Origin of the sequence: Flavobacterium sp. (genome assembly GCF_044369455.1) — a bacterium.
Lineage (GTDB): Bacteria > Bacteroidota > Bacteroidia > Flavobacteriales > Flavobacteriaceae > Flavobacterium.
This window is the reverse complement of the sequence record NZ_JBIPLW010000002.1, coordinates 16,579-40,996: the sequence shown is the minus strand read 5'-3', so window position 1 is coordinate 40,996 and position 24,418 is coordinate 16,579. Positions and strand designations below refer to the sequence as shown.

The 24,418-nt window shown below is 34.3% G+C and carries 20 protein-coding genes; 12 read left to right on the top strand and 8 right to left on the bottom strand.

The features are described 5' to 3' along the window. Nucleotides 1-16: 16 nt before the first annotated feature. The 5 genes from pyk to ACIQ2L_RS02275 form a co-directional block, all read right to left on the bottom strand. Entirely contained in the window at nt 17-1,444 is a 1,428-nt protein-coding gene (pyk, locus tag ACIQ2L_RS02295; RefSeq protein ID WP_396156040.1) for a pyruvate kinase, read from the bottom strand. A gap of 5 nt (nt 1,445-1,449) precedes the next feature. Then, entirely contained in the window at nt 1,450-1,938 is a 489-nt protein-coding gene (locus ACIQ2L_RS02290) for an IPExxxVDY family protein (RefSeq protein WP_396156038.1), read from the bottom strand. 112 nt (nt 1,939-2,050) lie between these two features. Then, nucleotides 2,051-2,791, bottom strand: coding sequence for a ribonuclease III (rnc, locus tag ACIQ2L_RS02285; protein ID WP_396156036.1), 741 nt, complete (start codon nt 2,789-2,791; stop codon nt 2,051-2,053). A 7-nt stretch (nt 2,792-2,798) separates the two neighbouring features. After that, the gene (fabF, locus tag ACIQ2L_RS02280) at nt 2,799-4,052 is read right to left on the bottom strand and encodes a beta-ketoacyl-ACP synthase II (protein ID WP_396156034.1); all 1,254 of its coding nucleotides are present in this window, start codon (nt 4,050-4,052) and stop codon (nt 2,799-2,801) included. A 175-nt stretch (nt 4,053-4,227) separates the two neighbouring features. Then, nucleotides 4,228-4,464, bottom strand: a complete 237-nt coding sequence (locus ACIQ2L_RS02275; RefSeq protein WP_007137004.1) for an acyl carrier protein — start codon at nt 4,462-4,464, stop codon at nt 4,228-4,230. Between the two features lie 246 nt (nt 4,465-4,710). Here ACIQ2L_RS02275 and ACIQ2L_RS02270 point away from each other — a divergent pair, with 246 nt between their 5' ends. The 4 genes from ACIQ2L_RS02270 to ACIQ2L_RS02255 all read left to right on the top strand — a co-directional run bounded on the left by ACIQ2L_RS02270 (nt 4,711) and on the right by ACIQ2L_RS02255 (nt 8,900). Next, nucleotides 4,711-5,280, top strand: a complete 570-nt coding sequence (locus ACIQ2L_RS02270; RefSeq protein WP_396156032.1) for a phosphoribosylglycinamide formyltransferase — start codon at nt 4,711-4,713, stop codon at nt 5,278-5,280. A gap of 15 nt (nt 5,281-5,295) precedes the next feature. Continuing rightward, the gene (gene rnhA / locus ACIQ2L_RS02265) at nt 5,296-5,775 is read left to right on the top strand and encodes a ribonuclease HI (RefSeq protein WP_396156030.1); all 480 of its coding nucleotides are present in this window, start codon (nt 5,296-5,298) and stop codon (nt 5,773-5,775) included. A gap of 88 nt (nt 5,776-5,863) precedes the next feature. Beyond that, nucleotides 5,864-6,790: a PfkB family carbohydrate kinase gene (locus tag ACIQ2L_RS02260; RefSeq protein WP_396156028.1), complete on the top strand. Its 927-nt coding sequence runs from the start codon at nt 5,864-5,866 to the stop codon at nt 6,788-6,790. Between the two features lie 211 nt (nt 6,791-7,001). After that, a complete protein-coding gene (locus ACIQ2L_RS02255; protein ID WP_396156026.1) occupies nt 7,002-8,900 on the top strand; it encodes an amidophosphoribosyltransferase in 1,899 nt (632 codons plus the stop codon). Between the two features lie 426 nt (nt 8,901-9,326). Here the strand turns inward: ACIQ2L_RS02255 and ACIQ2L_RS02250 are convergent, their stop codons facing one another. Then, complete coding sequence (locus ACIQ2L_RS02250) at nt 9,327-9,935, bottom strand: superoxide dismutase (protein WP_396156024.1); 609 nt, start codon at nt 9,933-9,935, stop codon at nt 9,327-9,329. Nucleotides 9,936-10,049: 114 nt separating this feature from the next. Between ACIQ2L_RS02250 and ACIQ2L_RS02245 the strand changes: the two genes are divergently transcribed. The 5 genes from ACIQ2L_RS02245 (at nt 10,050) to ACIQ2L_RS02225 (ending at nt 19,326) form a co-directional block, all read left to right on the top strand. After that, nucleotides 10,050-10,574 carry a GNAT family N-acetyltransferase gene (locus tag ACIQ2L_RS02245; RefSeq protein ID WP_396156022.1) on the top strand — a complete coding sequence of 175 codons (525 nt, stop codon included), beginning with the start codon at nt 10,050-10,052 and terminating at the stop codon, nt 10,572-10,574. Then, a complete protein-coding gene (locus tag ACIQ2L_RS02240) occupies nt 10,571-13,750 on the top strand; it encodes a UvrD-helicase domain-containing protein (protein ID WP_396156020.1) in 3,180 nt (1,059 codons plus the stop codon). The genes ACIQ2L_RS02245 and ACIQ2L_RS02240 overlap by 4 nt, the downstream gene beginning before the upstream one ends. Nucleotides 13,751-13,772: 22 nt before the next feature. Next, nucleotides 13,773-14,972, top strand: a complete 1,200-nt coding sequence (gene kbl / locus ACIQ2L_RS02235; RefSeq protein ID WP_396156018.1) for a glycine C-acetyltransferase — start codon at nt 13,773-13,775, stop codon at nt 14,970-14,972. A gap of 123 nt (nt 14,973-15,095) precedes the next feature. Beyond that, the gene (locus ACIQ2L_RS02230; RefSeq protein WP_396156016.1) at nt 15,096-16,490 is read left to right on the top strand and encodes an OmpA family protein; all 1,395 of its coding nucleotides are present in this window, start codon (nt 15,096-15,098) and stop codon (nt 16,488-16,490) included. A 64-nt stretch (nt 16,491-16,554) separates the two neighbouring features. Then, complete coding sequence (locus ACIQ2L_RS02225; RefSeq protein WP_396156014.1) at nt 16,555-19,326, top strand: PD-(D/E)XK nuclease family protein; 2,772 nt, start codon at nt 16,555-16,557, stop codon at nt 19,324-19,326. Nucleotides 19,327-19,421: 95 nt separating this feature from the next. Here ACIQ2L_RS02225 and ACIQ2L_RS02220 read toward each other — a convergent pair whose 3' ends face one another. Then, nucleotides 19,422-20,204, bottom strand: coding sequence for an alpha/beta fold hydrolase (locus tag ACIQ2L_RS02220; RefSeq protein WP_396156012.1), 783 nt, complete (start codon nt 20,202-20,204; stop codon nt 19,422-19,424). Between the two features lie 164 nt (nt 20,205-20,368). Further along, nucleotides 20,369-21,661, bottom strand: coding sequence for an aminopeptidase P family protein (locus tag ACIQ2L_RS02215; protein ID WP_396156010.1), 1,293 nt, complete (start codon nt 21,659-21,661; stop codon nt 20,369-20,371). Nucleotides 21,662-21,721: 60 nt separating this feature from the next. Here ACIQ2L_RS02215 and ACIQ2L_RS02210 point away from each other — a divergent pair, with 60 nt between their 5' ends. From ACIQ2L_RS02210 to ACIQ2L_RS02200, 3 genes are all read left to right on the top strand, one after another. Beyond that, nucleotides 21,722-22,576, top strand: a complete 855-nt coding sequence (locus ACIQ2L_RS02210) for a ChaN family lipoprotein (RefSeq protein WP_396156008.1) — start codon at nt 21,722-21,724, stop codon at nt 22,574-22,576. Between the two features lie 77 nt (nt 22,577-22,653). Next, nucleotides 22,654-23,529 (top strand): hypothetical protein, encoded by an 876-nt coding sequence (locus ACIQ2L_RS02205; protein WP_396156006.1) that lies wholly within the window; start codon nt 22,654-22,656, stop codon nt 23,527-23,529. 160 nt (nt 23,530-23,689) lie between these two features. After that, the gene (locus ACIQ2L_RS02200; protein ID WP_396156004.1) at nt 23,690-24,355 is read left to right on the top strand and encodes a succinate dehydrogenase cytochrome b subunit; all 666 of its coding nucleotides are present in this window, start codon (nt 23,690-23,692) and stop codon (nt 24,353-24,355) included. Nucleotides 24,356-24,418: the final 63 nt, after the last annotated feature.

Genomic DNA, 24,418 nt, shown 5'->3' with positions numbered 1-24,418 from the left:
AAGTAATAAAAATTTATTATATTTCAGATACCCGTAAGGTATTTACCATTCCTTTATCGGCTACTGGCATCGCAGCTAAATTGATAAGCATATCGCCTTTTTTTACATACCCTTTTTCTTTAGCGATGTCATTTACATCATCTACAGTATCATCAGTACTTACAAATTTATCATAAAAGAACGCATTAACTCCCCAAAGCAGACTTAATTGAGTCAAAATTCTTTTGTTAGAGGTGTATACCAAAATGTGTGCTGAAGGACGCCATGCCGAAATTTGAAAAGCGGTGTAACCACTATTTGTTAGTGTTGAAATAGCTTTTGCTTTAATCTCATTGGCCATAATCGCGGCGTGGTAACAAATAGATTTGGTGATAAACCGTTTTGTTCTAACGTGAGGCGGATTTTGGGGCACAATGATTAGCGGAGAATCTTCTACCGCTTCTATAATCTGTGTCATTTTTTCGATTACTTCTACAGGATAATTACCAACAGAAGTTTCTCCCGAAAGCATTACAGCATCCGCACCATCCATAACCGAATTCGCTACATCATTTACTTCAGCACGCGTTGGTGTTAGACTGGTAATCATCGTTTCCATCATTTGTGTTGCCACAATTACCGGAATTCTTGCCGTTTTTGCTCTGTGAATTAATTTCTTTTGAATTAACGGAACTTCATGCGCCGGAATTTCGACACCCAAATCACCACGAGCCACCATTAATCCGTCACAAAAAGCAACAATCTTATCAATGTTTTCAACAGCTTCAGGTTTTTCTATTTTGGCAACTATCGGAATTTTATAAGCAGAATGCTTTGCAATTAAATCTTGCAATTCTTCCAAATCTGCGGGTGTTCTGACGAATGAAAGGGCTATCCAATCTACTTCTTGTTCAATAGCAAACAAGGCATCTTTAATATCCTTTTTGGTCAAAGCAGGTAGTGATACTTTTGTATTTGGAAGGTTAACTCCTTTTTTCGATTTTAATGGCCCGCCTTGAATTACTTTACAGACAACTTCGGTAGTTCCGTTTGTTTCTATCGCTTCAAACATTAATTTTCCATCATCTAAAAGAATTTTTTCTCCCGGATTTACATCTCTAGGGAACTCTTTATAGTTCATATAAACCCGATCTTTTGTTCCAGGCACATCTTCTGCAGTTTGAAAAGTGATAATATCACCAGGATTTACAACTACATCCTCTTTCATTACACCAACTCGAAGTTTTGGTCCCTGTAAATCAGCTAAAATTGCGGTAGTATAACCAAATTCATCATTCAAACCTCTTATAATATCTATCCTTTCTTTAACATCAGCATAATCTGCGTGTGAAAAATTAATTCGAAATACATTAACTCCCGCATCAATCATTTTCTTTATAACTTCCTTTGAACTACAAGCAGGACCAAGTGTCGCTACAATTTTAGTCTTTTTTCTTGTTGGCATTATATTTAAAAAATTAAATTATTTTTTGATTTTATTTTTTCTACATCAACCGAATATACGGTACTAATTCTTTCTATTTTTTTGATTTGACGCATTATTTTTGAGACATCAATAGCAACTTCATCATTTTCTATTTTTAAAAAGTAATCTACTGTTTTAAACTCTGGGAGTAGATAAATTTTTGTTGAAAATTTACTCTTACTTTCAGCAAATAATCCTTGATTTACCCTTTGTGGAGAAAGTAAAAGGTCATTTCTGTTTTGTATTAAATCCCATGAAACGCTAGTTTTTTCGTCTTCAAAAATAAATCTCGTAAACTGAGTTTCACCGTCTTTATTGCAAATTTGTATGTTGTAGTTGCTTTTTTTAAGAGTAATCGGTAAGTTTTGATTAATAAAATAGGCTAATCGGAAATCTTCCAAAGAAGTGTGAATAGCAATTAGTTGATAATCTATCTCATCATATTCTTCTATATGCAACTTGTGAACCGCCATATATTGCAAAATTAGTGGTAAATATAGTTTATCTGTTACAGATTATTACAAACTAACATATAGCTTAACGTAATTTTATAAACGAAAACGTTGTAGTTTTTGTGAATTTGTATTATTTATTATTAATTTTTTCCTGAAGTGCAAAATAAGCACGTTGAGATGCTTTTTCTTCCGCTTTCTTTTTGGATGTTGCTCTGGCTTTGGCTATTACTTTGTTTTCGATGCTTAGTTTTACACCAAAATATTTTTGACCATCATTTCCATTGTCATCAAAAACGTCATAATGAAATGATTTTTTCTCTTTTTGACACCATTCAATCAGTATACTTTTATAACTAATAACTTTACCTTCGAGTTTGGCAATGTCAACATAAGGTTCGACAACTGCTTTTCGGATAAATTTTTCACAATAATCATAACCTTTGTCAAGGAAAATAGCCCCAACTAAAGCTTCAAAAATATTCCCGTGAATGTTTTCCCCAAAGTGTTGTGTAGGCACTTTGCTTTCTATAAACCGGATTAAATCTAAATCTCTTCCCAATTCGTTTAAATGTTCTCGACTCACAATTTTTGAACGCATTTTGGTCAGATATCCTTCATCTCCAGCCGGAGCTTCATTATAAAGATATGCAGCAATCACTGAACTTAACATAGCATCTCCTAAAAATTCTAACCGCTCATAATTCATCGGATTTCCTTTCAAATCTATTCTATTTGTCGAACGATGGGTAAAGGCTTTTTGGTAATAAATTATTGATTGAGGCTTGAAACCTATAATATTTTGAATTTCATTAAAAAAAATCCCGTCCTCAGTTGAACGGGATTTTTGAAATATATTTTTTAGAATTTTCATCTAAAAATTAGTCTTGTAATTTTTTAAATAAAACACAAGCATTGTGTCCACCAAATCCAAAAGTATTACTCATGGCCACATTGATTTCTCTTTTTTGAGCTTTATTCAACGTTAAGTTTAAACTTGGATCAATGTTTTCGTCAATAGCAGTGTGGTTAATTGTTGGAGGGACAATTCCATATTTCATAGCCAAAATAGAAGCAATTGCTTCAATAGCACCGGCAGCACCAAGTAAATGACCCGTCATTGATTTGGTAGAATTGATGTTAATCTTTTTGGCATGATCTCCAAAAACAGCACTGATGGCTTTTAATTCGGCTACATCACCAAGCGGCGTTGAAGTTCCGTGGGTATTAATGTGATCCACTTGTTCTGGCTTCATTCCGGCATCGCGAAGCGTATTATTCATAACAGCAATAACGCCAATTCCTTCCGGATGAGGTGCCGTTAAGTGATAAGCATCAGAGGACATTCCGCCACCACCAATTTCACAATATATTTTCGCCCCACGTGCTTTGGCATGTTCGTATTCTTCCAAAACTAACGCACCCGCACCTTCGCCAAGAACAAATCCGTCACGAGTTGCATCAAAAGGTCTTGACGCCGTTTCCGGACTATCATTTCTTGTTGACAAGGCCTGCATCGAATTAAATCCGCCCATTCCCGCAATAGTGACCGCGGCTTCTGAACCGCCAGAAATAATGACGTCACACATCCCTAAACGAATATAGTTAAAGGCATCAATCATAGCATTGGCAGAAGAGGCACAAGCTGAAACGGTAGTATAATTTGGACCCATAAAACCATTTCTCATTGAAATGTGTGCAGGAGCAATATCAGCAATCATTTTTGGAATAAAGAAAGGATTAAAACGGGGTGTTCCATCGCCATGAGCATAGCTGATTACTTCTTCCTGAAAAGTCTCTAATCCGCCAATTCCAGCACCCCAAATCACACCAACTCTTTGTTTGTCAACATTAATATCTGTAATACCAGCATCGGCAATGGCTTCTTGACTTGCTGCAACAGCATACTGTGCAAACTTGTCCATTCTTCTTGCTTCTTTGCGATCCATATATTCTTCAATGTTGAAGTTTTTGACTTCGCAGGCAAACTTAGTTTTATGCTTTTCGGTATCGTAATAGGTAATTGGAGCGGCACCGCTAACACCATTTATCAAAGCGTTCCAATAGTCGGAAATATTATTTCCGATTGGTGTTATTGCCCCCAAACCTGTTACTACAACTCGTTTTAATGTCATAATTTATTTTTTAGAATTGTATTTAAATAAATAATACCCATGTTTTCTTCAAATATAATCATTAAAGAGACAAGGGTATTTCAATATTTTGAGATTGAATGTCAATCAGTGTTCACTTTTTGTAAAAATAATAAAAATCCGTGAAACTAGTTCAAGTCTCACGGATTAGTAATTATTATTTTTTTGCTTCTTCGATGTAAGAAATAGCTTGACCTACAGTAGCGATGTTTTCAGCTTGGTCGTCTGGAATCTGAATATCAAATTCTTTTTCGAACTCCATAATCAACTCAACAGTGTCTAATGAATCAGCTCCTAAATCATTTGTGAAGCTAGCTTCTGTTACAACTTCGTTTTCATCAACGCCTAATTTGTCTACAATAATCGCTTTAACTCTTGATGCAATGTCTGACATAATTTCTATTTTTAAATTTAAATTTGTTGGCAAAAATAAAAAACTTTATTTTAAAACAACGTTTTTGTTAGTAAATGTGAACACGAAAATAAAAAAATTATTTCAGAATCTTACTATATCATGGTTTTAATTCGGGTATTTATTCTTTTTTTTGTGTTGTAATTTTATTTTCTATGAGAACGTCATGGCCAAGTACAATAGTAATCACGGAGATTCCATATTCCTTTGAAAAAAAAATTTCTTGATATGAAAAAGATTTTGCTTTTTGCCTCTGGTAGGGGTTCCAATGCGGATACTATTATTCATTACTTCAAAGACAGCCATACTATTGGTGTGATTGGCGTATTTACTAATAATTCAAATGCAGAGGTTTTAGAGAAAGCAAAGAAACATAATGTCCCAACACTCATCTTCAGTAAGGAACAACTTTCGAATAGTTTCGTTTTAGATAGAATTTCTGAGCTCAAACCTGACTTGATTGTTTTAGCCGGATTTTTATGGAAATTCCCTGAATACATTATTGCTGAATATCCAAACAAAATAATTAACATCCATCCGGCATTGCTCCCAAAATACGGTGGAAAAGGAATGTATGGCATGAAAGTGCATCAAACTGTTTTAGAGAATCAAGAAAAAGAAACTGGTATTACGATTCACTACGTCAACAAAAATTATGACGAAGGCGAATTTATTTTTCAAAAATCAGTAAGCATCGAAGACTGCCAAACTGCAGAAGAAATTGCCAATAAAATTCACGTTTTAGAATACCAATATTTCCCTGAAGTAATCGAAGAGCTTTTAACCCGTAACTCGTAGCCCGCAACCTAAAAAATGCAACACGAAGTCCACATCTATACCGACGGCGCTGCCAAAGGAAATCCTGGAAACGGCGGTTACGGCGTTGTAATGGAATTGGTCGGAACAAACTATAAAAAAGAATTCTACGAAGGTTTCCGCCATACAACCAACAATCGAATGGAATTATTAGCGGTAATTGTAGGTTTGGAAAAAATAACAAAACCCAATATGAAAGTTTTGGTTGTTTCCGATTCAAAATATGTTGTGGATTCTGTGGAAAAAAAATGGGTTTTTGGTTGGGAGAAAAAAGGGTTTAAAGACAAGAAGAATCCAGATTTATGGCTGCGTTTCCTAAAGATTTACCGTCAGCACCAAGTCGATTTCAAATGGATAAAAGGCCACAACAATCACCCTCAAAACGAACGCTGTGATAAATTGGCGGTTTATGCTTCGGGTTTACCTAATTTATCTGTGGATGCTTTTTATGAAAAAGAAGAGCAGAAGTTATTGTAAATACCCTGCAACTCTACTTACTAAACTTCGAGGTTGCAACTCTGCAACTTAAAACTTACCTTTGCGCCTTTAATTTGAAACACTGATAATGAACAAACTTTTAATAGTAGGAACAGTCGCTTTTGACGCTATCGAAACACCTTTTGGTAAAACAGACAAAATTTTAGGTGGCGCAGGAACGTTTATCGGACTTTCCGCTTCGCATTTTAACTTACAGTCGGCAATTGTTTCGGTTGTTGGCGATGATTTTCCACAAGAATATTTAGATTTATTAACCGCTAGAAATATTGATATTTCAGGACTTGAAGTAGTTAAAGGAGGAAAAACATTCTTTTGGAGCGGTCGTTATCACAACGACATGAATTCTAGAGATACTTTGGCCACGGAATTAAATGTTTTAGCTGATTTTAATCCAGTTGTTCCTGAAAATTTCAAAAATGCAGATGTTGTGATGCTAGGAAACTTGCACCCAATTGTACAAACAGGTGTTTTAAACCAAATGACACAAAAACCAAAATTAGTAGTTTTGGATACGATGAATTTTTGGATGGATTGTGCTTTACCTGAATTGTTAGATGTTATCAAACGTGTTGACGTAATTACGATTAACGATGAAGAAGCGCGTCAATTATCAGGAGAATATTCTTTGGTAAAAGCCGCTGCGAAAATCCATACGATGGGCCCAAAATACGTAGTGATAAAAAAAGGAGAACATGGCGCATTGATTTTTCATGACGAACATATTTTCTTTGCACCAGCATTGCCATTAGCAGATGTGTTTGATCCAACTGGAGCAGGAGATACTTTTGCAGGGGGATTTTCAGGGTTCATTACACAACAAGGTAACATATCCTTCGAAACAATGAAAACAGCCATTATTCAAGGCTCTAATTTAGCTTCTTTTTGTGTTGAGAAATTTGGAACAGAAAGAATGTTAGAACTAGAGAGAGAAGAAGTGAATAAACGTCTAAAACAATTCAAAGCGTTAACACAATTTGAAATAGAATTATCATAAATTTATGCCTTGAATTTTAGCTCCGCTCTGTTCGCCTTTCAGGGCTCGGGTCGGAGCATTTTTGTTTAAAATAAAAGTTGCCACTGATTCACAGATTATAATTTAAAAAATAATAAGTCATATCAATTACAAACAGGACTCATGATATTTTAAAACTTTCATAAAAATATAAATCTGTGGCAATTAAACACAACTAAACAACTACAATACAATGAGCGACGCCATAAAACACGAATGTGGGATAGCCCTTTTACGATTAAAAAAACCGTTAGAATTCTACAAAGAAAAATACGGTACGGCTTTCTTTGGGATACAAAGAATGTATCTACTGATGGAGAAGCAACATAACCGAGGGCAAGATGGAGCCGGGTTTGCCTCTATAAAATTAGATGTTAAACCTGGAGAAAGATACATCAGCAGAGTTCGTTCAAACAAAGCGCAAGCTATTCAGGATGTTTTTGCGCAAATCAATGAGAGAATCAATGAAGAGTTAAACTTACATCCTGAATATCAGGATGATGTTGCATTACAGAAAGAAAACATTCCTTATATAGGTGAATTGTTTTTAGGTCATGTTCGTTATGGAACTTTTGGTAAAAACAGTATCGAGAGTGTTCATCCTTTTTTACGCCAAAATAATTGGATGCATCGAAATTTGATTTTGGCGGGTAACTTTAACATGACCAATGTTACGGAGCTTTTTAATAGTTTGGTAGAGTTAGGTCAGCATCCAAAAGAAATGACCGATACCGTCACTGTAATGGAAAAAATAGGGCACTTTTTAGACGATGCGGTTACCGATTTATATCAAGAATGTAAAAACAATGGTTTGTCAAAAAGAGAAGCATCTCCCGTTATCGGAGAAAAATTAGACATTCCTAAAATATTAAAACGCGCCTCCAAAGGTTGGGATGGAGGCTATGCTATGGCGGGACTATTAGGTCATGGAGATGCATTTGTTTTTCGCGATCCTGCCGGAATTAGACCTGCCTATTTTTATGAAGATGATGAAATCGCAGTAGTGGCTTCTGAAAGACCTGTAATTCAAACGGTTTTTAATGTAGCTTTTGAAAAAGTTCAGGAATTACAACCAGGACATGCTCTAATCATCAAGAAAAATGGTACGATTACAGAAGAAGAAATAATTACACCAACGATAAAAAAAGCTTGTTCTTTTGAACGCATTTATTTTTCTAGAGGAAGCGATGCCGAAATTTATCAGGAACGAAAAGAGTTAGGAAAATTAATTCTTCCCGCAGTTCTTAATGCAATAGATAATGACACAGACAATACCGTTTTCTCCTATATCCCAAATACAGCTGAAACTTCTTTCTACGGAATGGTTGAAGCGGCGAATGATTTCTTGAATCAAAGAAAAAATCAATTTATTCTAAACAATAGAAAAATCTTAACAAAAGAAAAACTAGAAGAAATCTTATCCGTAAAAATCAGGACGGAGAAAATTGCTATAAAAGATGCCAAATTAAGAACCTTTATTACCGAAGATAGTAGTCGGGATGATTTGGTTGCTCATGTTTACGATGTTACTTATGGAGTTATAAAAAACGGAGATAATTTGGTAATCATTGATGATAGTATCGTTAGAGGAACAACTTTGAAAATGTCTATTTTAAAAATGATGGATCGATTACATCCAAAACGGATTGTAGTAGTTTCATCGGCACCGCAAATCCGTTTTCCGGATTGTTATGGTATAGATATGGCTCGATTAGAAGGATTGGTAGCTTTTCAGGCAACTTTGGCTTTGTTAAAAGAACGCAATTTATACGCTATTGTTGACGACGTTTATGCCAAATGTAAAGCACAAGCTAATTACAACGACAACGACGTTATAAATTACGTGACAGAAATCTACAAACCTTTTACAGACCAAGAAATTTCAGATAAGATATCCGAGTTATTAACCTCGGAAGATATTAAAGCAACAGTAAAAATTATTTTTCAAACTGTAGAAAATTTGCACATTGCTTGCCCAAAAAATTTAGGGGATTGGTATTTCACCGGTGACTATCCAACACCGGGCGGAAATCGGGTTGCAAACAAGGCATTTATGAATTTTTACGAGGGAAAAGATGCGCGTGCCTACTAAAATTTTAACATTTATTACCTTTTAACGATTTTTGATGTAGTTCATCTAAATTATTTGTTGTTAGCATTCTATCACCTTTATATTTGTTGAACCATAGCATTAGTAGGTTAAGTTTATGGTAGATTTGGGGCAAAAAGGGTGAAAAGAAATTTTCACCTTTTTTATTTTATAATTGTCTGAAAATCATTAAAAAAAAGGTCATTCTACTCGCATTTGCCTATAATCCCAATATATTTTTAACAAAAAACCTTGTTTTTTAGTAACTTGTCATTAGTTTTGTAGTACCATAGTATTTAGTAGGTTAAGTTTATGGTAGATTTGGGGCAAACAGGTGGAAGAGATTCCGCCTGTTTATTTTTTATATAAATGCCAAATAAAAAACCGACTGCTTTCACAATCGGTTTCATAACCTTAGATAAAAGGATTTTATTTTTCTAGTGCATAAAGGCGAGCTACTTCTGTCCAATTAATTACATTGAAAAAAGCTTCAATATAATCTGGACGACGATTTTGATAGTTTAAATAATACGCATGTTCCCAAACATCCATCCCTAAAATCGGAAAACTACCATTTGAAATTTCGGGCATTAATGGATTGTCTTGATTGGCAGTAGAAGTTATCTCTAATTTTCCTCCTTTGTGAACCGAAAGCCATGCCCAACCCGAGCCAAAACGTATAGCGCCAGCTTTAGTAAATTGCGCTTTAAATTCTTCAAATGATCCAAAAGTATTATCGATAGCGGCTGCTAATTCACCCGTTGGTTTTCCGCCAGCATTCGGCGCCATAATGTTCCAAAATAAATTGTGATTATAAAATCCACCACCATTATTTCTAACCGCCATGTTTTTCATATCCAAGTTTATAAGAATATTTTCAATTGTTTTTCCCTCCATATCAGTGCCAGCAATAGCAACATTTAAATTGGTTGTGTATGCATTATGGTGTTTTGAATGATGAATTTCCATCGTTCTAGCATCTATATGTGGTTCTAATGCATCATAGGCATAAGGTAATTGTGGTAATTCAAAGGCCATAATATTTTTATTTTTAGTTAGTATTAAAATGAATTCAAATTTATACATTTAACTTTGTAAAAAGAAATACTATTTTTATATAATTCCATTGAAAAAACCAATTTTACAATTTTGATGAGCTTTAATCTTCAGCCTAATCATTTACAAAACGAGTTGATAATCCTCAATCCATTACATGAAGATGATTTTGAAGTCTTGTTTACTGTTGCTTCAGACCCATTGGTTTGGGAACAACATCCAAACAAATCGCGTTATCAACGTGAAGTTTTTCAGAATTATTTTGAAGGTGCAGTACTTTCAAAAGGGGCTTTTCTAATTCGAGATAGCAAAACCAATAAAGTTATAGGCAGTAGTCGTTATTATGATTATAATGAAGATGAAAATTCTATTTTAATTGGCTATACTTTTATTGGTCGAAATTTTTGGGGAAGTGGATACAATAGCACTTTGAAAAAACTGATGCTCGATTATGCTTTTCAATTTGTTGAAACAGTTTACTTTCATATCGGCGCATACAATTACCGCTCTCAAAAAGCCATTGAAAAAATTGGGGCTGTCAAAATAGATGAATTTGAGGTTGAATATTATGGTGAAGATTCTAAGTTGAATTTTGTTTATGTAATTCAAAAAAACAAATGAAAAAACCAGCGTTTTCTATATACGACGCGTCTGCAGGTTCCGGGAAAACCTACACTTTGGTAAAGGAATATCTAAAAATCATTTTGTTATCCAATAGACCGGACGCTTACCGCAACATTCTCGCCATTACGTTTACCAACAAAGCGGTGCACGAAATGAAAAGCCGCGTGGTAGAAAGTCTGTCGGAATTTGCTAAAGAAAACCCATCCGAAAAAGCATTGAGTTTGATGCAGCAGATTCAAGTTGAAACGGGTTTAAGTTTGCCGTCAATCACAGAAAAAGCTAAAAGCATAATCAAAAATCTTATTCACAATTATGCAGCTTTTGATATTTCAACCATTGATAAATTTACCCATAAAGTGATTCGGGCTTTTGCACACGATTTAAATTTACCCATTAGTTTTGAAGTTTCTCTCGACACGGAAAATTTACTAACCGAGGCTGTTGACGCTATCATTGCAGAAGCTGGGAATGACGAGCAATTGACTAAATTGTTAGTCGATTTCACGATGGAAAAAACGGACGATGATAAATCTTGGGACATTTCTCGTGATATTATGGAAACGGGGAAGTTGATTTTAAACGAAAACAATCGCGAAGAAATCACACATTTTCAAAATAAAAAGATAGAAGATTTTATAGTAATTAAAAACAAACTTGCAGAATTTTGTGAGCAGGTGGAATCTGAAACTGCAGAAATGGCAACTGAGATGCTCATTTTGATTCAAAACAAAGGCGTTGACCTCAATTCGTTTTCTCGTCAAACATTCCCAAATCATGTTCTAAATATTCAACAAAAAAAATTTAATCCAAAAAATAAAACGTTTCATAAATTTGAAGATATTACCATCAATAAAAACGCTGCAGATAAAGCAATTATTGAAGCATTCATACCTGATTTACTTGAAATTTTAGCTTCTATTTATAAAAAATTTGAAACCAAAAACTTCTACACTGCCTTTCTCAAAAATATCACACCGCTTTCATTATTAAACACTGTAAGTAATGAGTTGCGTAAAATTCAGCAAGAGCAAGGAATTCTTTCTATATCCGAATTTAACAAGCTAATTTACGACCAAATTCAAAACCAACCGGCTCCTTTTATTTATGAACGATTGGGAGAAAAATACAAACACTTTTTTATTGATGAATTTCAAGACACTTCAGAAATGCAGTGGTACAATCTGATTCCGTTAATAGACAATTCTTTATCGAGTGAAGATTTATCAGGAGAAAGAGGTTCTCTTTTGATTGTTGGCGATCCTAAGCAGTCGATTTATAGATGGCGCGGTGGAAAAGCAGAACAATTTATCGCATTGAGTAAAGATAATAATCCCTTTAATAACCCAGACAAAGAACTTTTTTCATTAAATACAAATTGGAGAAGTTATTCCGAAGTGATTGATTTTAATAACAATTTCTTTGGTTTTATTGCTGATGAGTTTACGAATGAAGATTATAAAGACTTATATAAAAACCATAGTCATCAGCGAGAAAATAATAAAAAAGGAGGATATGTAAACATCACTTTTATTCCAAAAACAGACTCAAGCATTAATGAACAAGAAAAACTAAAAACAGATTCTGAAGAAGAAAATCCTGCTAAGAATGAACTATTTTTGAAAGCCACTTTAAATACTGTATTGAAAGTAAGATCTAATGGATTTCAAAATAAAGACATTGTGATTCTAACACGTAAAAAGGCTCACGGAACTCTCGTTGCTAACTATTTGACCGAAAACGAGATTCCAATAGTGTCAACTGAAAGTTTGTTGCTTTCTGCCTCTTCTGAAGTTCAGGGTCTACTTGCTTTTTTGTATTATCTTAAAAACAATAACGACTTACAATCGAAAGCTAATTTCTTATATTACGTAGTTTCTCAAAAGCACAGATTACCAATACATGATTTTATTGCTGAAGGAATGACAAAAAATGACGAAACGGAATTTCAACAGTGGCTAAGCGGATTTAACCTTGATCTATCGTTTGCAAATATTCGAAAGAAGTCTTTGTATGAAGCAACAGAAATTATTGTCTCTAAGATAATACCATTTGGCAAACGAAATGCTTATGTGAACTATTTTTTAGATTTGGTATTGGAACACGACTTGAAAAAGCAATCGGGGATTTCGGATTTTCTTTGTTATTGGGAAAACAATTTGGAAAAACTCAGTATTCCTTCACCCGAAGGAAATAATGCCGTACGGATTATGACCATCCATAAATCAAAAGGATTAGAGTTTCCTGTAGTAATTTTTCCTTTTGCAGATGATGACTACAGTAAAGGACCAAAAGAAAAGATGTGGCTTAACGCCGATGAAAAACAACTTGGGTTGCCAAAAGTTTTGGTAGATAAAAATAGCTCCGTTACTTCTTTTGGGGAAGCTGCAGAAATTGTTTATAATCTGAAAAAGCAGGAAGAACTATTAGATGATATTAATGTTTTGTATGTTGCTTTGACTCGAGCAGAAGAACAGTTGTATATTATTTCAAGTATGCAGCATAAAGCAAAAACCTCTGGTGAGTATCCAAATAATATGGCAACTTTTTTCATAAAGTTTATAGAAACAAAAGATAATTTTAACGAGGATAGACTAGAATATACTTTTGGTAATGTCGAAAAATTATCTGAAACCAAAGTAAACATTGACAACACAGAAACCATCCCGAAAATTATAGCAACTTTAAACCCAAAAAGCATTAAAATTGCACAACGCGAAAGTTTGATGTGGAATACTAATCAGCAAAAAGCTATAGAGTACGGTAATATTATTCATGAAATCTTATCTTTTGTAAAAACCAAAGAGGATATAGATTTAGCACTAATCAAAGCTATTGAAAATGGATTAATTGTTCTTGGTCAAAAGGATTTCGTTTTAAAAACTATTCGGGATATTGTGACTCATGACGAATTGGAATTGTTTTTTTCAAAACAGCATACAGTATTTAATGAAAAAACGATAATTCAAAAGGAAGGCGGTATTGTGAAGCCCGACAGAATTGTTCTTGCAAACAAAAACGAGATTTACTTATTAGATTACAAAACAGGTTCTCACCAAGAAAAATATACGCAACAGTTAGAAAACTACCAAAGCGCAATTGAAAAAATGGTTTTTAATGTTACTAAAAAAGCATTGGTTTATATTGGAGAAACTATAGAAGTAGTAAATTTGTAAAAAACAAACTTCAAACAAAAATATGTACGGAAAACTTCAACAACATCTACAAAATGAACTGAACACTATTGAGCAAAATGGGCTTTTCAAAAAAGAACGAATTATTACTTCGCCACAAGGAGCCGAAATAACGGTAAATGGGGAAACGGTTTTAAATTTTTGTGCTAATAATTACTTGGGTTTATCATCACATCCAGAAGTTATTCAAGCGGCAAAAGCCGCATTAGATTCTCATGGATTTGGAATGTCATCCGTTCGATTTATTTGCGGAACGCAAGATATTCACAAAACATTGGAACAAAAAATAGCGGATTTTTATGGAACAGAGGACACCCTACTTTATGCAGCAGCATTTGACGCTAATGGAGGCGTATTCGAACCTTTACTTGGAGAGGAAGATTGCATTATTTCAGATTCTCTAAATCACGCTTCCATAATTGATGGAGTTCGTTTGTGTAAGGCAGCTCGTTATCGTTATGAAAATTCCAATATGGAAGATTTGGAAGCCCAATTAATGAAAGCGGTTGAAGCCCAACATCGATTTAAACTTATCGTTACAGATGGGGTGTTTTCGATGGATGGCTTGGTCGCACCATTAGATAAAATCTGTGATTTAGCGGATAGATATGATGCTTTAGTAATGGTAGATGAATGTCATGCCGCTGGTTTCATAGGGGCAACTGGCAAAGGAACTATGGAAGCCAGAGGAGTAATAGGAAGAGTGGATATTATCACCGGAACTTTAGGGAAAGCCCTTGGCGGCGCTATGGGCGGGTATACTACAGCCAAAAAAGAAATAATCGAGATATTACGTCAGCGTTCACGCCCCTATTTATTCTCAAATTCTTTAGCGCCTGCAATTGTTGGTGCTTCGATTAAAGTTTTCGAACTTTTAGAAAAAGACACCACACTAAGAGACAAACTCGAATGGAACACCAATTATTTCAAAGAAGGATTGAGAAAAGCTGACATTGATTTTATTGATGGTGATTCAGCAATTGTTCCTGTTATGCTATATGATGCTAAATTAGCACAAGTCATGGCGGATGAATTATTAAAAAAAGGAATTTATGTAATCGGATTTTTTTTCCCAGTTGTGCCAAGAGATAAGGCCAGAATACGAGTTCAATTATCAGCAGCTCATACAAAGGAGCATTTAGATAAAGCAATAAAAGCATTTATTGAGGTTGGAAAAATGTTAAATATTCATAATAAACAATGAATATCCCATAATTCGACACTATTATACATATAATTCACATATTTTAACATTTTGATTTTGATATTAGAATTTAAGGTATTACTTTTGTCGCATTATAACTATTATAATCTAATCAAAACAAGTATGAAACATCTTAACAAATTATTCGTTGCTTTGGTAATGTTGGCTGGATTCAGCTCACAAGCTCAAGATAGTAACAATCCTTGGGCGATATCGTTTGGGGTTAACGCAGTAGACACTAGAGTAAGTGCTGCTTCTAAATTAGAAGATCAATTTTCACAATTTTTTAATGCAAAAGATAATTGGAACATTCTTCCTGCAGTTTCTTTTGTAAACGTATCTAGATACGTTGGAAATAATTTCTCGTTTGGGGTTACTGGATCTGTAAATAAAATCTCTAGGTATGTATTGCCAAGAGTTGGTGATGGGCCATATACCGTAGTTAATCCAGGAGACAAGAATTATTATGCAGTTGATGGAGTTATCAACTACAGCTTAATGAGTTTAATAAAATCTAAAAAAATTGATCCTTCTATTCATATTGGTGGAGGGTATACTTGGATAGGTGATGAGTTAAACGCAGGGACGTTAAACGGAGGTTTAGGTTTAACGTATTGGTTTACCGAAATGGTAGGTTTGTCATGGCGTTCAACGTACAAACAGTCATTCGAAGATGTACGTGAAGAAATGCCTTCACACATGCAACATTTTGCTGGTCTTACATTCAAATTTGGTGGAAAAGATACAGACGGTGACGGAATTTATGATAAAGATGATGCTTGTCCAGAAGTTGCTGGTTTAAAACAATTTAACGGTTGTCCTGATACTGATGGTGATGGAATTACTGACGCTTCTGACTCTTGTCCAGAAGTTGCTGGTCCAGCTGAATACAATGGTTGTCCTGACACTGACGGTGACACAATTGTTGACAAAGATGATGCTTGTCCAGAAGTTAAAGGTTTAAAAGAATTTGCTGGTTGTCCTGATACTGACGGCGACGGAACTCAAGATAAAAATGATAAATGTATAGATGTTAAAGGGCCAAAAGAAAACGCAGGATGTCCTTGGCCAGATAGAGATGGAGATACAGTTTTAGACAAAGATGACAAATGTCCAGATGTTGCTGGAACAGTAGCTAATAATGGTTGTCCAGAAGTATCTGAAGACGTTATGAAAAGATTGAATGATTATGCAAAAACAATCTTGTTTGATACTAACAAAGATTCTTTCAAACAACAAACATATCCTGTTTTACAAGCGATTGCTGCAATTTTGAAAGAATATCCTAGTTCTAAATTTAGCATTGAAGGTCATACAGATAGCGATGGTAAAGATGATGCAAATCAAAGACTATCTGATGGAAGAGCACTTGCAGTTAAAAGATATTTAGTTGAACAAGGTGTTGATGAATTCAGATTATCTGCCTCTGGTTTCGGAGAATCTAAACCAATCGATACCAATAAAACTAAAGCTGGTAAAGCTAATAACAGAAGAGTTGAAGTTAAATTAGCAAAATAATTTACCCTAAAATATTTTCAAGAAAACGCTCCGATATTCGGAGCGTTTTTTTTATTTTTATACTATGCCAAAACCGTCATTTCTTCATCTACTCGCTCAAGAAATTTTAAAGACATCCGAAAACATCGGGACCAATAATCTTTCAGAATTAGTTATTGTATTACCTAACAAAAGAGCTAAAGTCTTTTTACTTGAAGAATTAAAAAAATTAGTACGGAATAACATTTTTGCTCCCGAAATAATTAGCATAGAAGACTTTATTCAAGACGTTGCAGGAATTCGTTCCGTTGATAGTGTTGAACTACTATTTGAATTTTATGGAGTATATCTCTCAATTACAGATAAAGACAAACAAGAATCATTTGAAAACTTTGCCAATTGGGCAAAAACGGTACTCCAAGATTTTAATGAAATAGATCGCTATCTTTTAGATTCTAATGCTATTCTAAAATACCTTGAAAATATTAAGGAAATAGAGCATTGGTCAGTAGATCTAGAAAAAAGAACCGAATTGATAGAAAAGTATCTATCATTTTGGAAAAAACTACCTAATTATTATCATTCTCTTTATCAATATCTCATCAATAAAGGGATTGGTTATCAAGGATTAATTTACAGAGAAGCAGTTGAAAATCTCAATCATTTTTCGGAAAACAATAGTGAAAAGCAATTTATTTTTGCAGGTTTCAACGCGCTTAATAAAGCAGAAGAAAAGATTATTCAGCATCTTTTAGCTATAGAAAATGCCAGAGTCTACTGGGATGTTGATGAAACCTTGCTTTATGATTCTTTTCATGATGCTGGATTATTTCAACGGAGATTCAAGTCGGAATGGATTTATTATAAAACGCATCCCTATGAATGGATTGTAAATGATTTTAAAGATGAAAAAAACATTCAGGTTATTAGCACCTCAAAATCAATCGGACAAGCCAAAATTGCGGGCAGTATTATTGATAAACTCATTCAAGAAAATAGTTCCAGCATACAAAATGTTGCTTTGGTACTTGGTGAGGAACATTTATTGCTACCTATTTTACATTCGTTACCCGATAGTATTGATGCGCTGAATATCACAATGGGTTTTTCGAGTAAAAATAATCCAGCACAGCTATTAATTTCTAAATTATTTAAATTACACTGCAACGCTTTAACTCGAAATGCCACAAGTTATGTGTTCTATTATAAAGATGTTTTAGATATTTTAACACATCCTTTAATTGAACCTTTTGTAAATACAAAGGAATTAGTCACTAGAATCAATAGAAACAATTTTACATTTATTCCCTATAAAAAATTAGTAGCGTTGCATCCAGAAGGGAATGAATTATTCGATTCATTATTTCAGAAATGGGACACCACTTCGGTAACTATTTTAGAAAACCTATCTATAATCCTACTCAAAATAAAAGCCAATTTGAGCCATGAAAACGAGGAAGAAAAGATAACAAATGCCTTTGTGTATTCTATTTATAAAGTCATTAATAAAATGATTTCCTATTTTCAAAACCATCTCCACATAGATGACATTAAAACGTTGCAAGCCATTTACAAACAAGTAATTGAATTAGCAGAAGTTTCATTTGAAGGTGAACCTTTAAACGGATTGCAGATTATGGGAGTTTTAGAAAGTCGTGTACTTGATTTTGAAACCGTGATTATTACTTCGGTTAATGAAGGTAAATTTCCAGCAGGTAAAAGCACTAATTCTTTTATTCCGCATGATGTAAAAAAAGAATATGGTTTGCCAACATTCAAAGAAAAAGATGCTATTTACACCTATCACTTTTATCATCTATTACAACGGGCAAAGAATATTTATTTGATTTACAATTCCGATAGTGAAGGATTTGATGCGGGTGAAAAAAGTAGGTTCATCACACAACTTGAAGTCGAAAAACAACCCAATCATAACCTGACTTTTCATCATTATAATGCAGACGTTCCCAATATTGCGCATCAACCCATTGTGGTTCCAAAGACTGAAAGTATAATGTTACGCTTAGGCGAAATAGCAAAAAACGGGTATTCACCTTCTTCGTTAACTACCTATATTCGCAATCCGATACAGTTTTATTTTCAGCGGGTTTTGCGTATTTCCGAAACCGATGAGGTGGAAGAAAACATTGCTATGAATACTTTGGGAACAATTATTCATGGTGCTTTAGAAGAGCTTTACAAACCTTTTATTGGCCGATTATTAACTTCAGACGATATCAAAAGCAGTCAAGCTAAAATTGATTCAGAAGTAGCAAATCAATTTAAGAAAGTCTATAAAGAAGGTGAAATCAAGAAAGGGAAGAATCTTTTGGCCTTTGAAGTTGCAAAGCGTAACGTACAAAATTTTCTAAAAATAGAGTTAGAATCCATTGAAAAGGGAGAACAAATTCAAATCATTGCCCTAGAAGAAAAATTAGAACGCATTTTAGAACATCCAAAGTTACCTTTTCCGGTAAAAATCGCAGGAAATGTTGACCGAATCGAACTCCGAAACGGTAAAATTCGAATTGTTGATTATAAAACCGGAAAAGTAGAACAGAAAAATGTAACGCTCAAAAATTGGACTGGATTAACGGAAGACATCAAAAACGAGAAAATCATTCAAGTTTTGGCCTATGCTTTTATGCATGAGCCATTTGCAAAGGGGAACGCAATAGAAGCTGGAATCATCTCTTTTAAGAATTTAAAATCCGGATTTTTACCTTTTCAGTTTAAACAAGACAAAGATGTTATAGCAACCATTTCGGGCGAAATCATGGAAAACTATTTGGAACAGATTGTGATTTTATTACAGGAAATTTTGAATAAAGACGTTCCTTTTGAGGAGAAAGTATGATTTTCTTAACCACGAAGCACTCGAAGATTTTACACGAAGCACACTAAGCAAAACAGGGCTTTGTGCTCTTTGTGCCTCCTTAGTGTTCTTAGTGGTTAAACCCTTTTTAAAAAATCCGACATTACTTTTTTCAATTCAGCTTCATTTTCAATGTGAGACATATGTCCATCAGGAAAAGTGGTAAGTTCCACTTTAGTTCCTTCAATCTGATCTATAGTGTCATCGTAAATCAAAACACCATCTTTTTCCCCTAAAACCACCTGAATTGGATAAGGTGCAAAATGCAAAATCACTTCTCTGTCTTTTCTGATTTTCATGCCTTCGAGTGCGGCCACAATTCCTTGTAAAGGTGTTTTGAGCGCTTGTTTTTTTACTTTTTCAATTGCATCTACGAGACGTTCGCGATTGTCTTCACTAAAAAGATTAGCAATACTCATGCTAACAAAAGCACCATAATTTTGTTTTACGGCAACAATGGCTCGGTCTCTATTAATTTTTTTTTCTTCGCTATCGGCGCGTGAAGTAGAATTTAAAAGGAACAAACCTTTGACATAATCGGGAAATAATTCGGCGAAAGCCAACGCAATATATCCGCCCATAGAATGGCCAACCAGAACCACTTTCCTTAATTTTAAAAACAACAACAGCGCATAAACCATATCAGCTTGGTCTTCCATAGCGTGAACATAACCAAGACATTCGGTTTCGCCATGACCTAGTAAATCAATGGTAATTACACGATTGTTTTTAGTCAAAACCATAATATAGTTATCCCACATGGATTTGTTTTCTAAAAAACCGTGCAATAAAACCACAGCCGTGCCTTTACCTTGGTCGGTAAAAGAGATTTTGGTGTTTTTATAGGTGATGGTTTTCATAAATACAAAAATAGAATTTACCATTAAGAAGTTAAGGTATTTTATTAAGAAAAATTAAGCTTAATGAAACTCTTAACTTTTCTTAACTTCTTAATGTTAAAAATAAAACGACCCATTTCAGTGAGCCGTCATTTATAATTGAAAATTCAAAATTTATAATATATCTATGAGTTCATTATCGATTCTATCTCATCCGCTTCAATCGGAATATTGCGCATTAAGTTGAACGGTTCGCCTGTTGACTGAATCACCACATCATCTTCAATTCGGATTCCAAAACCTTCCGCCGGAATATAGATTCCCGGTTCAACGGTAAATACCATATTAGCTTGCATTGGCTGATGTAATAAACCGTAATCATGCGTGTCTAATCCGATATGGTGTGATGTTCCGTGCATGAAATATTTTTTATACGCTGGCCAATCCGGATTTTCGTTTTGCACATCGGCTTTGTCAATTAGACCCAAACCAAGCAATTCTGAAGTCATTACTTTACCAACTTCAACATGGTATTGTTTCCAAAGATTGCCTACAGTGAGCATTTTAGTTGCTTCGTTTTTTACACGCAAAACGGCGTTGTACACTTCTTTTTGTCTTTCTGTAAATTTTCCTGAAACAGGAACCATACGCGTCATATCACTCGAATAATTGGCATACTCCGCACCAACATCTAATAAAATCAAATCGCCTGCTTTGCATTGTTGGTTGTTTTCGATATAGTGCAATACATTAGCATTATTTCCCGAAGCAATAATTGGGGTGTAGGCAAAACCTTTGGAACGATTGCGAAGAAACTCGTGAGCAAACTCGGCTTCAATTTCATATTCCATGACGTTTGGTTTGACAAAATTCAATACCCTTCGAAATCCTTTTTCGGTAATGGTACACGCTTCCTGAATCAAGTCCAATTCTTCACTTTCCTTTACAGAACGTAGTCGTTGCAAGATAGGATTGGCTTTTTCTACTTTATGTGCCGGATAATTTTCTTTCCACCATTTTACAAATCGGGCTTCACGGGTTTCGGTTTCAATCACTGCACGATAATGTTCATTAGTATTAATGTATATCGTTTCGGCATAGGCCATAATTTCTTTCAACGTTTTGTGAAAATCTTGCAACCAAATCACCGATTTGATGCCCGAAACTTCAAAAGCACGGTCTTTTGTCAACTTCTCACCTTCCCAAATGGCAATATGTTCGTTGGTTTCTTTTAGAAATAAAATCTCTTTTAAATGTTCGTATGGCGCATCGGGAAACAGTAACAAAATACTTTCTTCTTGGTCAACACCCGATAAATAAAAGATATCACGATGTTGCGCGAAAGGCAAAGAACTATCGGCAGAAACTGGATAAATATCATTAGAATTAAAAATAGCAACACTGTTTGGTTTCATTTGAGCAACGAATTTAGCTCTGTTTTTAATGAACAATTGACGGTCTATTTGATGGTATTTCATTATGAAATTATTAATATTGTATGTTCCAAAGTTAAAACATTGGAATTAAAAAGAACTGCTATGAAACGATTAATTTTTGTTGTTATTTTTCTATTCACATATTTAATTGGCTTTTCTCAAGAAAAGAAAGCGTACCAACTTTTTGATAAAAACGGTAAGAAAGTAAACTATGATAAACTCCTCAAAGCTACCGAAAAAGCTCAAATAGTTTTGTTTGGGGAATATCATAATAATGCTATTTCACATTGGTTAGAATTAGAATTAACCAAAGATTTAGCAGAGAAAAAAGCACTAATTCTTGGTGCTGAAATGATAGAGACTGATAATCAGGCACAATTAGATCAATATTTAAAAGGTGAAATCAATCAAAAACAGTTGGACTCCACTGCGAGACTTTGGCTCAATTATAAAACCGATTACAAACCATTAGTTGATTTTGCTAAGGAAAGAAAAATACCATTTATTGCTACTAATATTCCAAGAAAATTTGCTTCAATTGTTTTCAAAAAAGGATTTGAAGGCTTGGAAAATTTAACTTCAGAAGAGAAGTCATGGATAGCTCCTTTGCCAATTGCATATGACGCTGAATTGCCTGGTTATGTCAACATGATGAAAATGATGGGAGATCATACAAGCCCCAACATGCCCAAGGCACAGGCCGTAAAAGATGCGACAATGGCCTATTTTATTCTAAAAAATCGAAAAGACAACTCAATCTTCATTCATTACAACGGAACCTATCATTCGGATAACTTTGAAGGTATCTATTGGTATCTAAAAAAGACAGCACCTAGCCTAGAAATAATAACGATTGCCACCATCGAGCAAAAAGAATTAAAAAAAATATCAACAGATGATTATAATAAAGCAGACTATATTCTCGTTATAGATGAAGACGTAACAAAAACACATTAACAACGTCTAAACAAAAGTCAATTCATCGGAGGCGTATCCAAATTGGATGGAACGCAACGAAATATAATCAAAATCTAATGAAGAAGCGTTATTTTATTTTACTGTTATTACTAGCAATAGCAATTCCTTTTTTCTCTTGTAGTGAAGACAAAGCGGATGAACCCATGCTTATTGTTAAGTTTCAATTTGACCCTAGTCAAGCCAGGCTTAATAATTTAGGACAACCATCAACGATAGCACCAGGCAATGCAGCTCAATCTCCAATTTTTAATGCTATTTCTGCTCATTATCTTGAAATGGCTCCAAATGCCAACACACAGCTTGGAGCTGGAGCTATTTTATACCATGCGCCAGAAACAAATTTAGGAGGAGCTAATGCCATTGATTTTAGTAAATCAAAAGTTGTTTCTCAAGGAGAAACTTTTATTAAAATTCCTTTAAGCCAAATAACTGCAGGAAGTTATGAATGGATGCGCGTTTCCTTGTCCTATCAGAACTATCAAATCAATGTCCGTAATGCAGGAGTGGATTATGCCGGAACCTTAGCGAGTTTTGTTGGGTTTAATACCTATATAAAAACTTTTACTATTGGGAATGCCATTTTTCCTGTTAATGAAAATAGAGCACAAGGATATTGGGCTTTTGCCTTAAACGACAACCCTTATTCAACATCAGGACAAGCACCAGCAGGAACAACTACGGTTCCAAACCCAATCGAAGCAACTTCTCCAATTCCACGAAACTTAAATTCATGTGTTGTTACAGGAAAGTTTGCTAGTAATTTAGTAATTAATGGTAACGAAACCAAAGATGTTGTGGTCACGCTTTCACTTTCTATAAACAACAGTTTTGAATGGCAAGAAATTACAGCTGATGGCAAATACGAACCATCAATTGGTGAAAATGTTGTTGACATGGGATTACGTGGTTTGCTTCCTACTTATGTAAAGTAGATTTGTTTAACGATTATTCCTCAAAAAGTCGTTTTAAACTTTTAAAAATCAACAACTGTTAAACCCATTTTAAATTCATTATAAATTACAAGAAAAAGGTTGTAGTTGATAGCAAATAGCTGTATTTTTGTGTGATTTTTTAAATAAAATATACAATCTTATGGCAAAATCTTCTGTTTTGAGTTCGTCCATTGCTAAAAAAGTCGCCATGGCTCTTTCTGGACTATTCTTAATTTCGTTCTTAGCGCTTCACTTTGGTATGAATTTAACCTCTGTATTTAGTGAAGAAACTTTTAATGCTTGTTCTCACTTTATGGGATACAATCCTTTGATTCAGTTTGTGATGCAGCCTATTTTGGTAGCAGGAGTTATTTTTCATTTTGTAATGGGTTTTGTTTTGGATTTTAAAAATAGAGCGGCGCGACCAATACCTTATGCCAAAAACAATGGTGCAGCAAATGCTTCGTGGGCATCTAGAAACATGATTATTTCAGGTGCAGTGGTTTTGGCCTTTCTTGGACTTCATTTTTATGATTTTTGGTTTCCTGAAATGGTTTATAAATATGTTGAATCAAACCCTGAAGAGCCAACAAGATATTATGAGGAATTAGTACACAAATTTGAAAGTCCAATAAGAACTGGGATTTACTGTATTTCTTTTTTATTGTTGTCCTTACACTTGTGGCATGGCTTTAATTCTTCCTTTCAATCTGTTGGGTTTAACAACAAGTTTTCGAAAGCTCTTCATAAATTAGGATACGCATTTGCAATAATAGTCCCTTTCGGATTTATTTTTATAGCATTGTTTCATCATTTTAATCATTAATTTCACTTTATAAATGAAACGCTGTTAAGCGTTACATCTGACCTTTAAAAAACAATATAAAAA